The organism is Ornithinimicrobium sp., from assembly GCF_035267225.1.
Lineage (GTDB): Bacteria > Actinomycetota > Actinomycetes > Actinomycetales > Dermatophilaceae > Ornithinicoccus.
In genome coordinates, this window is record NZ_DATFMA010000113.1 from 1 (window position 1) to 12,935 (window position 12,935).

The 12,935-nt window shown below is 71.7% G+C and carries 14 protein-coding genes; 5 read left to right on the top strand and 9 right to left on the bottom strand.

Annotation, left to right across the window (positions count from 1 at the left end; genetic code table 11):
• Window positions 1–19 precede the first annotated feature (19 nt).
• The 6 genes from VJ976_RS11350 to VJ976_RS11375 are packed head-to-tail and all read right to left on the bottom strand — an operon-like array spanning window position 20 to window position 4,328.
• Window positions 20–349: a DUF2516 family protein gene (locus tag VJ976_RS11350; protein WP_324100334.1), complete on the bottom strand. Its 330-nt coding sequence runs from the start codon at window positions 347–349 to the stop codon at window positions 20–22.
• A 4-nt stretch (window positions 350–353) separates the two neighbouring features.
• A complete protein-coding gene (gene dtd / locus VJ976_RS11355) occupies window positions 354–842 on the bottom strand; it encodes a D-aminoacyl-tRNA deacylase (protein ID WP_324100335.1) in 489 nt (162 codons plus the stop codon).
• Window position 843: 1 nt separating this feature from the next.
• Window positions 844–1,863, bottom strand: coding sequence for an asparaginase (locus VJ976_RS11360; RefSeq protein WP_324100336.1), 1,020 nt, complete (start codon window positions 1,861–1,863; stop codon window positions 844–846).
• A gap of 10 nt (window positions 1,864–1,873) precedes the next feature.
• Window positions 1,874–2,704, bottom strand: coding sequence for a 3-keto-5-aminohexanoate cleavage protein (locus tag VJ976_RS11365; RefSeq protein WP_324100337.1), 831 nt, complete (start codon window positions 2,702–2,704; stop codon window positions 1,874–1,876).
• Window positions 2,705–2,741: 37 nt separating this feature from the next.
• A complete protein-coding gene (locus VJ976_RS11370; protein WP_324100338.1) occupies window positions 2,742–3,842 on the bottom strand; it encodes a folate-binding protein in 1,101 nt (366 codons plus the stop codon).
• 21 nt (window positions 3,843–3,863) lie between these two features.
• Window positions 3,864–4,328 (bottom strand): Fur family transcriptional regulator, encoded by a 465-nt coding sequence (locus tag VJ976_RS11375; RefSeq protein ID WP_324100339.1) that lies wholly within the window; start codon window positions 4,326–4,328, stop codon window positions 3,864–3,866.
• A gap of 120 nt (window positions 4,329–4,448) precedes the next feature.
• Here VJ976_RS11375 and VJ976_RS11380 point away from each other — a divergent pair, with 120 nt between their 5' ends.
• Window positions 4,449–5,546 carry an LCP family protein gene (locus VJ976_RS11380; RefSeq protein WP_324100340.1) on the top strand — a complete coding sequence of 366 codons (1,098 nt, stop codon included), beginning with the start codon at window positions 4,449–4,451 and terminating at the stop codon, window positions 5,544–5,546.
• 21 nt (window positions 5,547–5,567) lie between these two features.
• On the opposite strand, the gene VJ976_RS11385 is transcribed toward VJ976_RS11380, so the two are convergent.
• Window positions 5,568–6,065, bottom strand: a complete 498-nt coding sequence (locus tag VJ976_RS11385; protein WP_324100341.1) for an FABP family protein — start codon at window positions 6,063–6,065, stop codon at window positions 5,568–5,570.
• A 41-nt stretch (window positions 6,066–6,106) separates the two neighbouring features.
• Entirely contained in the window at window positions 6,107–6,901 is a 795-nt protein-coding gene (locus VJ976_RS11390; protein ID WP_324100342.1) for a hypothetical protein, read from the bottom strand.
• Window positions 6,902–6,989: 88 nt separating this feature from the next.
• Between VJ976_RS11390 and VJ976_RS11395 the strand changes: the two genes are divergently transcribed.
• From VJ976_RS11395 to VJ976_RS11410, 4 genes are read left to right on the top strand one after another with little or no spacing between them, the layout of a single operon-like run.
• Window positions 6,990–7,682 (top strand): response regulator transcription factor, encoded by a 693-nt coding sequence (locus tag VJ976_RS11395; RefSeq protein ID WP_324100347.1) that lies wholly within the window; start codon window positions 6,990–6,992, stop codon window positions 7,680–7,682.
• Window positions 7,683–7,739: 57 nt separating this feature from the next.
• On the top strand, window positions 7,740–8,705 hold the full coding sequence (gene mshD, locus VJ976_RS11400; RefSeq protein WP_324100343.1) for a mycothiol synthase: 966 nt from the start codon (window positions 7,740–7,742) through the stop codon (window positions 8,703–8,705).
• 41 nt (window positions 8,706–8,746) lie between these two features.
• A complete protein-coding gene (locus VJ976_RS11405; protein WP_324100344.1) occupies window positions 8,747–11,044 on the top strand; it encodes an RNA degradosome polyphosphate kinase in 2,298 nt (765 codons plus the stop codon).
• The gene (locus VJ976_RS11410) at window positions 11,041–12,057 is read left to right on the top strand and encodes an NUDIX hydrolase (RefSeq protein ID WP_324100345.1); all 1,017 of its coding nucleotides are present in this window, start codon (window positions 11,041–11,043) and stop codon (window positions 12,055–12,057) included. The genes VJ976_RS11405 and VJ976_RS11410 overlap by 4 nt, the downstream gene beginning before the upstream one ends.
• 53 nt (window positions 12,058–12,110) lie before the next feature.
• Here the strand turns inward: VJ976_RS11410 and pstB are convergent, their stop codons facing one another.
• The gene (gene pstB, locus VJ976_RS11415; protein ID WP_324100346.1) at window positions 12,111–12,890 is read right to left on the bottom strand and encodes a phosphate ABC transporter ATP-binding protein PstB; all 780 of its coding nucleotides are present in this window, start codon (window positions 12,888–12,890) and stop codon (window positions 12,111–12,113) included.
• Between the last annotated feature and the right edge of the window lie 45 nt (window positions 12,891–12,935).

A 12,935-nucleotide genomic window follows, 5' to 3' on the forward strand; every position in this document is an offset into this window, starting at 1 on the left:
GTGCGTGGTGGGCTCAGCCCTACCACGGGCCGTAGGGGCCCATCTGGGTGCCTCGGTTGTTGCGCCCACGCAGCGAGCGGACCGCCGGGCGCACATCCGTGAGGTAGACGGCCGCCGCCACGATGGCAAGCAGGCTGAAGATGTTGAACGGGTTGAGGACGAACACGAACCCGATCAGGGCCGCCACACCGGTGATGGCCAGCCAGAAGCCCTTGGTGCGCTTGCCGGCGGCGACGAAGGCGTCGGGGCGGGTCAGGAGGGCGTCGACGAGGGCCCAGGCCTGCAGGGCGGCGGCGAGCAGCCCGAGCAGCATCGACACGCTGCTCTGGGCCGAGGCGATGAGGTCCACACGCTCACCTTACGGGTCGAACTTGGGAAGACGATGTGTCCACGATCAAGGTGAAGGGCCCGTTGTTGACCAGCTCCACCTCCATCTGGGCGCCGAACACTCCGGTGGCCACCTCCACCCCTCGCGCTCGCACGGCCTCGGCGACGGCATCGACCAGCGGCTCGGCCACGGCGCCGGGGGCCGCCTCGCTCCACGAGGGACGCCGGCCCTTGCGGGTGGTCCCGTAGAGGGTGAACTGGCTGACCACCAGAGCGGCCGGGGTGGGCACCTCCGGCTCGCTGCCCGCCGTCGCAGCCCCGACCCGGTCCAGCAGTGAGGTCTCCTCCGGCAGGATGCGCAGCTCGACGATCTTGCGCGCCATGGTGGCCACGTCCTGCTCGCCGTCGTCGTGAGTGGCGGCGACCAGGGCCAGCAGGCCGGGGCCGATACGGCCGACGACCTCCCCGTCGACCCGGACGCTGGCCCGGTCGACCCGTTGCAGCACCGCTCGCACCTCAGCCTCGCCCGCCCTCGTGCAGCCCGACCGCCTCCACCGCGCCCACCGGCCGGCCGTGACCGAAGACCGGAGTGGCGCAGACGAGGTCCAGAGGGTCCGGGCCCTGCCCAGGCTCTGGTGTCTCCAGGCCCATCGCCTTCAAGGCCGCCACCGTGACCACGGCACGGGCCCGGCCGCCTCCGTCGGTGATCTTGACGGCCAGCCCGCGGCCATCGGGCAGACCCACGGCGTACACCGCCTCGGCGCCGTCCTTGGCGATCAGCCCGGGCACCGTCTCCATGAGCGCGCTCACGTCCCGGTCGGTCCCGCCGACCCAGCGCGGGTGCTCGCGCAGAGCGGCAGCCACCTGGCCCTGCGGGGTGTGCCCCGGCGCGGCCGCCATCGCCCCGAACGCGCGCGCCACGCCGGCCAGCGTGATCGCCATGACCGGGGCACCACACCCGTCGACGCCGACGGCGCTGACCTTCTCGCCGGCGAGGTCCTCGATGGCCGCCGCGACCGCTCGCTGCAGCCGGTGGTCGGGGTCGAGGTACGTCGAGGGGTCCCAGCCGGCGGCCACGCAGGTCAGCAGCATGGCCGCGTGCTTGCCCGAGCAGTTCTGGGCGAGCTCGCTCGGTCCGTGTCCGGCGGCCCACCAGGCGCGTCGCGCCTGCTCGCCCAGGGGGTCATCCGGGGTGTTGCGCAGGTTGAGCTCGCTCAGCCGCCCGTCGGCCAGCGCCAGGATGCGCCGCACCCCTTCGAGGTGGAAGTCCTCCCCGCTGTGGCTGGCACTGGCCAACGCGAGCAGCTCGCCCTCCAGCGGCAGTCCCGAGCGCAGCATGGCCACGGCCTGCATCGGCTTGTTGGCGGAGCGAGGGTAGACCGGTACGTCGTGCGGGCCCCGGGAGAAGGCGACCGTGCCGTCGGGCTCGGTGGCCACCACGATGCCGTGGTGCACTGACTCCACCAGGCCGGAGCGCGTCATGGTGGCGACGACGGGAGCGCCCCCCAGCGGCGTGGCGGGGGCGGGCGGGGACATGCGGCACACCCTAGCCGCGGGTGGGGACCGCCAGCATCGCCCGAGCCTCTCCGGTGCTCATCACCGGCCGTTGCATGACCTCGGCCAGCTGGGCGGCGCGCGACACCAGCTCGGCGTTGTGCTGTACCGGTACGCGACGGGCCAGCATCAGGTTGTCCTCCATACCGACACGCAGGTGTCCGCCCAGGGCCAAGGCGGCGGCAGCGATCGGCAGGTGGCTGCGGCCGATCCCGGTCGCCGACCAGCTCGTGACCTCCGGCGGCAGCATCGCGACCCCCGCCACGAGAGCCGGCACCGTCCCCGGCATGCCGCCGGGCACGCCGGTGACGAAGTCGACGTGCACCTTGCCGCCGAAGGGCAGCCCGTGGGCGTCGATCAGCCGCCGCAACGCGGCCACGTGGCCGAGGTCGAACAGCTCGAACTCCGGCACGACCCCCCGCTCCTGCGCCTGCACGTACAGCTCGCTCATGAAGGGATAGGGGTTGCTGAAGACCTCGTCACCGAAGTTGACGGTGCCGCAGGTCAGGCTGCACGAGTCGGGGTCGGCGTCGAGCACCTGCAGCCGCGCCGCGAGGGGGTCGTGCACCGAGCCGCCGGTCGAGAGCTGGATGACCAGGTCCGTGCTCTCCCGCAGCGCCACCACGGTCTCCCGGAGCCGCGCGGGGTCCAGCGTCGGGCGGTGCTCGGCGTCGCGGATATGGACGTGGATCAGGGCCGCCCCGGCCTGTTCGCAGCGCTGGGCCGTCTCGACCAGCTCCTCCAACGTGGTCGGCAGCTGCGGCACATCCGCCTTGAGAGTCTCGGCTCCCGTCGGCGCCACGGTGACCAGGGTGGCGTTCACGAGGGCCTCACCGCGGCTCCGGCCCTCACTCTTGTGCTCACGGCTGCCCGATCACGGTCTGCGCGGCGCTCGTGGAGCCCGCGTACAGCACCGCGGACGGGTCGGTGTTGCGCTTGACGACCCCGAGCGCGATCGGCCCGTCGGTGTGGTGCCGGGCCACGCTGGTCAACCGCCCGATCGGCCGCCCGGGCGGCGCCTGCTCGGGCTCACCGGCTGCGAGATCCGGACCCGCCTGTGCCCGGACCTCCGCGCCGGCCTCGGGCAGGATGTGCCCGGAGCCGTCCAGGTGCAGGAAGACCATGCGGCGGGGAGGCCGACCGAGGTTGTGGACCCGGGCGACCGTCTCCTGCCCCCGGTAGCAGCCCTTGTGCAGGTGTACCGCTGTGCGCAGCCAGTCCAGCTCGTGCGGGATCGTGCGGTGGTCGGTGTCGGCTCCGGCCCGGGGTCGCCACGCGTTGACCCGCAGCGCCTCGGCGGCCCACACCCCCGCCAGCGGCCGGGCTCCCACCGCAGCCGCCAGCTCGTCCCGGGGCACGATGAGCTCGCGCCACGGGCGATGCAGACCGGGGTGCTCGCTCACCGGGCCGTAGGCCACGCTGTCCCCGGTCACCTGGGGCCAGGGGTCGACCCAGGCCAGGGGCTCACCCTCGCTCGACTCCGCTGCGATCGGCTCCCCGACCACCGCGAACTCCTCGCTGCGGTCGGTCACCTCGACCCGGAGCATGAACCGCATCGAGTCCAGCCAGGCCCGCACCGGCTCGGCCGCCCCGGGCTCGGTGGTGACCCAGGTGCTGTCGCCGTCGTCGACGAGGTGCAGGGCGTGCTCGATGTGTCCTTTCGGCGAGAGGATCAACGTCTCGACGCTGGTGCGGGGCCGCAGGTCGCTCAGGTGCTGGGTGGTCAGGGAGTGCAGCCAGCGCAGACGGTCCGGCCCGCTGACGGTGAGCACCCCGCGATGGGACAGGTCCACACAGGCCAAGGACTCGGCCAGCAGGCGCTGCTCCCGCGCGGGCTCACCGTAGTGCGCTGCCACCCCGGCGTCGATACCGGTGGCCGGCACCGCACCCTCCCGGCGGGCCAGGGGGCTGAGCGTGACCGATGGCACGGGGGCCGCCTCCACGTCACCAGGCACGCTCATCGCGCACCCCTCCTTCTCTCGTCACGAGATCCGCTCCTCACGACATGCGGAGCAGCGGCCGTCGATCGCCATGTGGGTCACGTCAGCGTCAAAGCCGTGCGCCCGGTGGAGATTCCGAGCCAGGTCGCGAGCAAGGTCCGGAGCCGCCTCGATGACCCTGCCACACTCCCGGCACACCAGGTGCAGGTGCTGGCCGTGGGTCGGCAGGTGGTAGGCGGCAACCCCCTCGTGCATGTGCGAGTGGCGCACCAGACCCGCCCGCGCCAGCGACTCCAGGTTGCGGTAGACCGTCGAAGCGGGCAGAGGCGAGCCCTGCGCGGACAGATGCGCGACCAGCACCTCCGGCGTGGCGTGACCGAGCTGCTCCAACGCCTGCAGCACGCGGCGGCGCGGCTCGGTCATCCGCAACCCCGCCTCGTGCACGGCGTTCTCCCACTCGGCCTCACCCTCGCCCGTCGGCGCAGCGGCAGCATCCTGGGTCGGCACCCTCCTACCGTAACGACCCGGGCCTGCACCCTGCCCTGTCACCAGCGGCCGGGTCCGTCGGTGCCTTCCGGGCTCCCAGGTTCGGGCCGGTTTCGTCTCACCGCGCTTACACTCCGTGATATGGGTGAGGTACGGGGTGGGGGCGTCGACACCATGTTCGACGAGTACGACGGTGACGGCGGCGACGACGGCCATCACAGCGAACGGCGGCCTCCGCGACGGCGCCGGGGGTGGCGCATCGCCATCGTGGGGGTGCTGTTCCTGGGGCTCCTGGTCGTGGGTGGGGTGGCGGGCTACCTGGCCTTCCTGAACAACACGGTGAGCGACAACGTCAGCTACGAGCCGCTGCTGCCCGAGGAGGAGACTCCCGTGACCACGCAGGACGGCACCATGCTGCCGGTGCCGGTGGAGCGGCCCGAGGCGGCGGGGGACGCCTTGAACTACCTCGTCATCGGTACCGACAGCCGGGACCTCGACGTCGAGCGCGGCCGCTCGGACGTCATCATCCTGATGCACATCTCGGACGACCGGGAGCGGGTGGACCTCATCCACTTCCCCCGCGACTACTTCGTGGACATCCCGGGGTCCTCGCGACCGAACAAGATCAACGCGGCCTACTCCATCGGCGGTGCCCCGCTGCTGGTCGAGACCATCCAGCCGCTGGTCGGCGTGCCGATCGACTCGGTGGTCATCTTCAACTTCGAGAGCTTCAAGGCCATGACGGACGCGGTGGGCGGCGTCGAGGTCAACGTGGCCGAGGCCAGCCCCGGCTTCCCCGAGGGCACGATGCGGATGGACGGCGAGACCGGGCTGGAGTTCGTGCGCGAGCGGTACGCGCTCAGCCAGGGGGACATCTCGCGCGGTCAGCGGCAGCAGGCGTTCATGAAGGCGGTCATGCTCAAGGTGCTCTCGCGGGAGACGCTGACCAACCCGGCGCGACTGAGCGAGGTGGTCGACGCAGCCACGAAGAACCTCACCGTCGACGAGAACCTCGACATGTCCGAGATGCGCTCACTGGCCTTCTCCATGCGCGGCGTGCGCGGGAACGACATCCACTTCGAGACCGCCCCGTGGACGGGGGTGGGCAGCGACGACGTGGCCGGCTCGATCGTCGTCCCGGCCCAGGAGCAGCTGCTCCAGCTCACCGAGCACCTGCAGAACGACACCATGGCGGAGTACACCGACGACGTCTCACCCCAGACCGGCTTCAGCAACTGACGCGGGCCTCCGGCAGGCGCGCTAGCCGACTCGCTTGAGCTCGGCCGAGACATGGCTGGTCAGCGGGTGCCCCATGGCCGCCATGTCCATCGCCCACATCAGGTTGGAGTTGACCAGGCCGTAGAGCCGGTGCCCCGCCGCGTAGGCCTTGGCCTCCGGGCTGCGGATCACCCCGTCGGTGCGCAGCTCCAGCTGCGCCGGCTTGGTCGTGCCGACGTACATCTCCACGATGCCGGTGGGGTGGCAGAGCATCAGCTCGACCTCCCCGTCGGCCAGGGGCCGGAAGTAGCCGGACTCGCGCGCGGCCGGGTGCGCCCGCTCGCCTGACTCGTCCAGGATCCAGCTGTGGCTGCGGTACTCCAGGAACGGCCGGCCGTCGTGGGTGATCTCGACGGACTGCCCGAAGTGGGCGGACTCGATGGTCGGGTAGCCCAGGACCCCGGCCCCCTCCCATCGCCCGATGAGCCAGGCCAACGGGGCCAGGTCGGCGTGCATGGTGGGGTCCAGCTCGAACGGCATGCCGACCATCGTAGGTGCCCCCGGCGCGGGGCCGGCCTCCCTCACACGGGCAGCGCAGCGGGTGCCACCGTGAGGGCCACCGCGTACGGCACCACCCCCACGACCAACACCGAGCTGAGAGCCACGACAGCCCGCGGCCGCCGGTGAGCCATGGTGGGCAGCACCGAGAACATCGTGCGCGTCGCGTGGCTGACGCCGGCGGCAAGCACCCCCGCCACGAGGCATGCCGTCCACAGCTGCCCGCTCAGCACGCCCACGGCGGCACCACCCGCGCCACCGACCAGCAACGCGACCGGCACCTGCCAGGCCCCCCATCGCGGCTCCAGCCGGCGCATGGCCGTAGCCACCACGGCAGACAGCGCCGCGGCCGTCAGGGCCGCTACGACGAGCAGCAGCCCCTCGCGGGTGCGGGCAAGAGGGACGAAGAAGGCGGAGCACGTGAACAGCGAGAGCGCGAAGAGCACCGAGCTCACGGACTCGGCTACCCGTGGGCGGCCGTCGCGCCGCAACAGCTGGTGCAGCAAGGCCGACATCATCGCGATCGCCAGCGCCCCGGGCAGCCAGGCCAGCGCCACCGACCCGGCCGGCAGGGAGACGCTGGCCAGGATGGCCAGGCCACCGAGAAGCAGCACCCCGGCCGTCCCCCGCGGCGTAGGCAGCCCCAGGGTCCCCGCCCAGCCCCAGGCGAGGACCACCAGCAGCACCGCGAGAGCGACGCTGACCAGAGCGCCGCCGGCCACCGCGGTCAGGCCGAGGAACGCCGCGGTTCCGATGACGGTACCGGTCACCGACAGCGTCGAGGTCTCCACCTCCACGCTGTCGGTGACCGGGTCCACGCCGCCCAGTATGGCGGGTCCGGCTCGGCGGGAGCCGGATCCTGATCGCTCGGAAACGTCCAGCACTATCCTCGTCACTGTGGCGGAGATGGTCTTGCTCACCCCCGGGAGCGCCCAGGGCGCCATCCTGCGTGTGCTTCCGGCTCTGGACCTCCTGCCTCACCGCGTCCGCGTCGAGGCGCTGGACGCCGCCGCGCTCCTGCACGGTCCTGAGCCGGAGGTGGTCCTGGTCGACGCCATCGCCGACATGTCGGCGGCTCGGTCGACGCTACGGACCATCCACACCATGGGCAGCTGGAACACCGTCATCGGCGTCTTCGTCGAGGCCGGGCTCTCGGTCGTCGACGACCAGTGGCCGGTCAGCGACATCCTGCTGTCCACCTCCGGGCCCGCCGAGGTGGAGGCCCGGCTCCGGCTGATGCGCCAGCGCCTGGGCCTCTCGGCGCCCCCCGACGCGGGCCCCGGCCCGATCAGGATCGCCGACGTCGTGGTGGACGAGTCGAGCTGGACCGTGCGCGCCGGCGGCCTCCCCCTGGACCTGACCTTCAAGGAGTTCGAGCTGCTGAAGTACCTCGTGCAGCACCCTGGCCGCGTGGTGACCCGGGAGCAGCTGCTGCAGGAGGTCTGGGGGATGGACTACTACGGCGGGACCCGCACGGTCGACGTGCACATCCGCCGGCTACGGGCCAAGCTCGGCCCGGAGCGCGAGTCTCTGATCGGCACCATCCGTAACGTGGGGTACCGCTTCGCCGGCGTGCGCAGCGTCGACACCGTGGAGTAGCCACCGTCGACCGGGCCGTGCCGCCCTGCGGGCGCGGCGACCTGCCAGAGTAAGCCCATGGATGTCACCTCGCTCGACGCCCTCCCCCCGGCCCGGTCCGCCGACGTCTTGGCGCTCGCGGTGCGGGCGACCACGGCCGACGGGGTCAAGCCCCTGTCCGAGCAGACGGTGCTGGACGTGCGACGGCTCCCCAGCGAAGGGGCCGCCTCGACGCCCTCCACGCACCTGCTGGTCTTCGACGCGCCGGGCGAGATCCACGCCCGGATCCGGGGGTACGCCCACGTCGAGCACGCGGTCGGGGCGGAGCCGGCCGGCTTCGAGCTGGTGGTCCACCCGGACCACCGCCGAGGCGGCGTCGGCACCGCGCTGCTGCGCCACGTCCTGAGCCGGTGGCCGCAGGCCCGGGGCTGGGCCCACGGCAGCACCGAGGCGGCGCAGGCCCTGGCCGCTCAGGAGGGCCTGCAGGTGGTGCGCGAGATGTGGCAGATGTCTCGCCCCCTCAGCCACGGGGGCGGGGACGCGCTGCCGGCCCCGGAGCTGCCGGAGGGCTTCTCGGTGCGCAGCTTCATCGTCGGCCAGGACGAGCAGGCGTGGCTGGACGTCAACGCCGCGGCCTTCGCCGACCATCCAGAACAGGGCCGCACCACGCTGGAGGACCTCGGGGACCGGATGGGTGAGACCTGGTTCGACCCGCACGGCTTTCTGCTTCTGGAGGACCACCAGGCCGAGCCCGAGCCGCGGCTGGCCGCGTTTCACTGGACCAAGGTCGAGCCGGCCACGCCCGGCTCCAGTCGCGCCGCGGCCGGCGAGGTCTACGTGGTCGGGGTGCACCCGGACTACCAGGGCCGGGGCCTGGGCACGCTGACCACCCTGCTCGGGCTGCGGCACCTCGACGCGTGCGGCCTGCCCGAGGTGACGCTCTACGTGGAGGGCGACAACGCTCCCGCCATCGCCAGCTACCGACGGTGGGGGTTCGAGCGCAGCGGGGTAGACGTGATGTACGCGGCTGCGAACGAGGCCTGAAGACCTGCCCTCCCCCCGGGCTCAGTGGCTACAGTAACCGGATGAGCACCGCCGACGTCCACGACGCCGCGTCCGAGACACCGCCCCAGACCGAGCCTGCGCCGGCCGCCGGCATGGACCAGCGCGAGGTTCCTGAGGTGGTCGAGTCGAACAGCGTCGTACCGCTGCCGCGCATCCGGCCGCAGCGCCCCCGGGGGGCCAACGGACGCTTCGTCCGCCTGGAGCCGGAGGAGGACACCGGCAGCGGACCGGACGACCTGCCCGAGGGGCGCTTCCTGGACCGCGAGGTCTCGTGGCTGCAGTTCAACGAGCGGGTGCTGCAGCTGGCCGCCGACCCTGAGCTGCCGCTGCTGGAGCGCGCCCGCTTCCTGGCCATCTTCGCGGGCAACCTCGACGAGTTCTTCATGGTCCGGGTGGCGGGCCTGAAGCGCCGGATCGCCACCGGCATCGCCAGTCGCTCGGCCTCGGGCCTGGAGCCGCGGGAGGTGTTGGAGGAGATCTCGATCGGCGCGCACAGTCTGATGGAGCAGCACGCCGAGGTGTTCGCCCGGACCGTGGGCCCGGCCCTGGACGAGGTGGGCATCACCCTCGTGCCCTGGGTCGAGCTCACGCAGCAGGAGCAGGCCGACCTGGCGGAGATGTTCCGCAGCACCGTCTACCCCGTGCTGACCCCGCTCGGCGTCGACCCGGCGCACCCCTTCCCGCACGTGTCCGGGCTCTCGCTGAACCTGGCCGTCGTCCTGACCAACCCCCGCACCGACGGAGAGCACTTCGCCCGGGTGAAGGTCCCGCCGCTGCTTCCGCGCTTCATCCGGTTGACCACGGATGACGACGACCTCTACCGCGACCGCTTCGTGCTCATCGAGCAGGTCATCGCCGCCCACCTCGACCAGCTGTTCCCGGGCATGACCGTGCAGGAGACGTTCACCTTCCGGGTGACCCGCAACGAGGACGTCGAGGTCGAGGAGGACGACGCGGAGAACCTGCTCACGGCGCTGGAGCGCGAGCTGACCCGCCGTCGGTTCGGCCCCCCGGTGCGCCTGGAGATCGAGGAGGACATGGACGACCACGTCCGTGAGCTGCTCGTCCGCGAGCTGGGGGTGCAGACGGGTGAGGTCTACCGGCTGCCTTCGCCGCTCGACCTCACCGCGCTGCATACTCTCGCCGACCTGGACCGCACCGAGCTGCGCTACCCCGCGTTCGTGCCCAAGACGCACCCCCAGCTGGCCCCGGTCGAGCGCTCCAGCCCCGGCGACGTGCTCGGGGCCATGCGACAGCGCGACATCCTGCTGCACCACCCCTACGACTCGTTCTCGACCTCGGTGCAGGCCTTCATCGGGCAGGCGGCCGCGGACCCGGCGGTCCTGGCGATCAAGCAGACGCTCTACCGCACCAGCGGCGACAGCCCGATCATCGACGCCCTGATCGAGGCCGCTGCCGCCGGCAAGCAGGTCCTCGCGGTGGTCGAGATCAAGGCCCGCTTCGACGAGGAGAACAACATCAGCTGGGCGCGCAAGCTGGAGCGGGCCGGCGTGCACGTCGTCTACGGGATGGTGGGCCTGAAGACGCACGCCAAGCTCGCTCTGGTGGTCCGCCAGGAGTCCGGTGGGCTGCGCCGCTACTGCCACATCGGCACCGGGAACTACAACCCCAAGACCGCTCGGCTGTATGAGGATGTCGGCCTGCTGACCTGCGACGACGCTGTCGCCGAGGACATCACGCGGCTGTTCAACCAGCTGTCCGGGATGGCGCCGAAGGCGAAGTTCAAGCGGTTGCTGGTCGCGCCCCGCTCGGTGCGCTCCCAGCTCGTCGAGCTCATCGACGCCGAGGCCGCGCGCGGCGCCGACGGGCTGATCCGCTTCAAGGTGAACTCCATCGTGGACGAGCGGATCATCGACGCCCTCTACTGCGCCTCCCGCGCCGGGGCCCGGGTGGACCTGTGGGTGCGCGGCATCTGCGCCGTCCGGCCGGGGGTCCCCGGGCTGTCGGAGACGATCACGGTGCGATCGACGCTCGGCCGCTTCCTGGAGCACTCCCGCATCTTCGCCTTCGGCGGCGGCGGCGAGCCCGTGGTCTACTTCGGCTCGGCTGACCTCATGCACCGCAACCTGGACCGGCGTGTCGAGGCGCTGGCCCCGGTCAGCGACGAGGGTCAGGTCAAGTCGCTGATGAAGCTCCTGGACCGTGGCCTCAGCGAGCACGTGGCGGCCTGGGCGCTCAACGACTGTGGCCAGTGGACCCGCCAGCACCTGGGCGAGGACGGCCTGCCCCTGGCCGACCTGCAGACCGAGCTCATCGCCAAGTACGCCGGCCGCAAGCGGCCCGGGCGCCGTCGATGAGCGTTCAGCCGTTGGAGGCCCTGGCCCCGGCCGCAGAGGTCTCGGGCGTGGACCCGGCGACCGCGGCCGTCGGCACGCCTGCGGTGGTCCGGGCCTCGGGCGTGCTGCCGTGGCGGCGGAAGAAGGGCCGGATCCAGGTCGCCCTCGTGCACCGGCCCCGCTACGACGACTGGTCGTGGCCCAAGGGCAAGCTCGAGCGCGGCGAGGACTGGGCCGCGGCAGCGGCCCGGGAGACCTTCGAGGAGACCGGCATGCGGGTGCGCCTGGGCCCGCGGCTGCCCTCCCAGTCCTACCGCCTGGGGCGCGACGAGGGCGGATCGGCCAAGAGGGTCGAGTACTGGGCAGGCCGCCAGATCGGCGGATCGGGCAAGCTGCGCCACGAGGTCGACAAGGTGGTCTGGCTGACCCCGGCCAAGGCCGAGCGCCGGTTGACCTACGCGCGTGACCGGGACCAGCTGCGCGCTCTGGTCGCCCACGCCGAGACCGGTGACCTGGACACCTGGGCCCTGCTCGTGGTGCGCCACGCCAAGGCGACGGCCCGCAAGTCGTGGAAGAAGCCCGACATGATCCGCCCGCTGACCACCGTCGGGAAGCGACGGGCCCAGCGCCTGGTGCCGATCCTCAGCGCTTACGCGCCCGAACACATCCTCACCTCGCCGTCGACCCGGTGTCACGACACCATGGCTCCCTTCGCCCAGCAGGCTGTGGTGCCTCTGAGCACGAAACGCGGCTTCTCCGAGGAGGGCTTCGAGGACCGGCCCTACAAGGTGGCCAAGCACCTGACCAACGTGTTCCACGCCGGGCGCAGCGTGGCCATCTGTACCCACGGGCCGGTGCTGGAGGCGGTGCTCGACCAGCTGAGCGCGCACTCGGGCTCCCGCGGCGTGCAAGCGGTCTTCCGCCGCATCGGCGCGGCCTCGATGGACAAGGGCGAGATCTTGGCCTGTGCGGTGGCGGGCCGGGGACATGAGGCCCGGATTGTCACGGCCACTCGCCACCGCATTCCGCGCTGAGCGCAGCCGGCGAGCATCATCCCCATCCCGCCCGCTGCCCGCGGCCGGAGGGCTCAGCCGAAACGGCCGGAGATGTAGTCCTCGGTGGCCTTGTCCGACGGGTTGTTGAAGATCTTGGGCGTCTCGTCCATCTCGATCAGGCGACCGGGCTTGCCGGTGGCCTCGATGTTGAAGAACCCGGTGCGGTCGGAGACGCGCGCCGCCTGCTGCATGTTGTGGGTCACGATGACCACCGTGTACTCCTCCTTGAGCTCGGCGATGAGGTCCTCGATCGCCAGGGTCGAGATCGGGTCCAGAGCCGAGCACGGCTCGTCCATGAGGATGACCTCGGGCTGCACGGCGATGGCCCGGGCGATGCACAGCCGCTGCTGCTGACCTCCGGAGAGCCCGGACCCGGGCTTGTCGAGCCGGTCCTTGACCTCCTCCCACAGGTTGGCCGCGCGCAGCGCCCGTTCGGTGAGCTCGTCGGCGGCTGTGGTGGTGACCCGCTGGCTGTTGAGCTTGACCCCGGCCAGGACGTTCTCCTTCACCGACATGGTCGGGAAGGGGTTGGGCCGCTGGAAGACCATGCCGACCTCACGGCGCACGTCCACCGGGTCCACGCCCTTGGCGTACAGGTCCCGTCCGTCGATGCTGACCTGGCCCTGCACGGTGGCCCCCGGAATCACCTCGTGCATCCGGTTGAGCGTGCGCAGGAAGGTCGACTTGCCACAGCCCGAGGGCCCGATGAACGCCGTCACCGAGCGGGCCTCGATCTGCATGGTCACATCGGCTACAGCGTGAAAGGAGCCGTAGTAGATGTTCAGGTCGTTGACGTCGATCCGCTTGGACATGAAGTGGGGTCTCTCCAGGGGTGGGTGGTCTCAGCCGCTGGTCTT

What these genes read in the sequence shown, in the direction of transcription:
- VJ976_RS11405 (WP_324100344.1), top strand. Translation starts at nt 8,747, where the DNA reads ATGAGCACCGCCGACGTCCACGACGCCGCGTCCGAGACACCGCCCCAG.
- VJ976_RS11385 (WP_324100341.1), bottom strand. Translation starts at nt 6,065, where the DNA reads ATGCCGTTCGAGCTGGACCCCACCATGCACGCCGACCTGGCCCCGTTG.
- VJ976_RS11380 (WP_324100340.1), top strand. Translation starts at nt 4,449, where the DNA reads ATGGGTGAGGTACGGGGTGGGGGCGTCGACACCATGTTCGACGAGTAC.
- VJ976_RS11370 (WP_324100338.1), bottom strand. Translation starts at nt 3,842, where the DNA reads ATGAGCGTGCCTGGTGACGTGGAGGCGGCCCCCGTGCCATCGGTCACG.
- pstB (WP_324100346.1), bottom strand. Translation starts at nt 12,890, where the DNA reads ATGTCCAAGCGGATCGACGTCAACGACCTGAACATCTACTACGGCTCC.
- mshD (WP_324100343.1), top strand. Translation starts at nt 7,740, where the DNA reads ATGGATGTCACCTCGCTCGACGCCCTCCCCCCGGCCCGGTCCGCCGAC.
- VJ976_RS11360 (WP_324100336.1), bottom strand. Translation starts at nt 1,863, where the DNA reads ATGTCCCCGCCCGCCCCCGCCACGCCGCTGGGGGGCGCTCCCGTCGTC.
- VJ976_RS11410 (WP_324100345.1), top strand. Translation starts at nt 11,041, where the DNA reads ATGAGCGTTCAGCCGTTGGAGGCCCTGGCCCCGGCCGCAGAGGTCTCG.
- VJ976_RS11395 (WP_324100347.1), top strand. Translation starts at nt 6,990, where the DNA reads ATGGTCTTGCTCACCCCCGGGAGCGCCCAGGGCGCCATCCTGCGTGTG.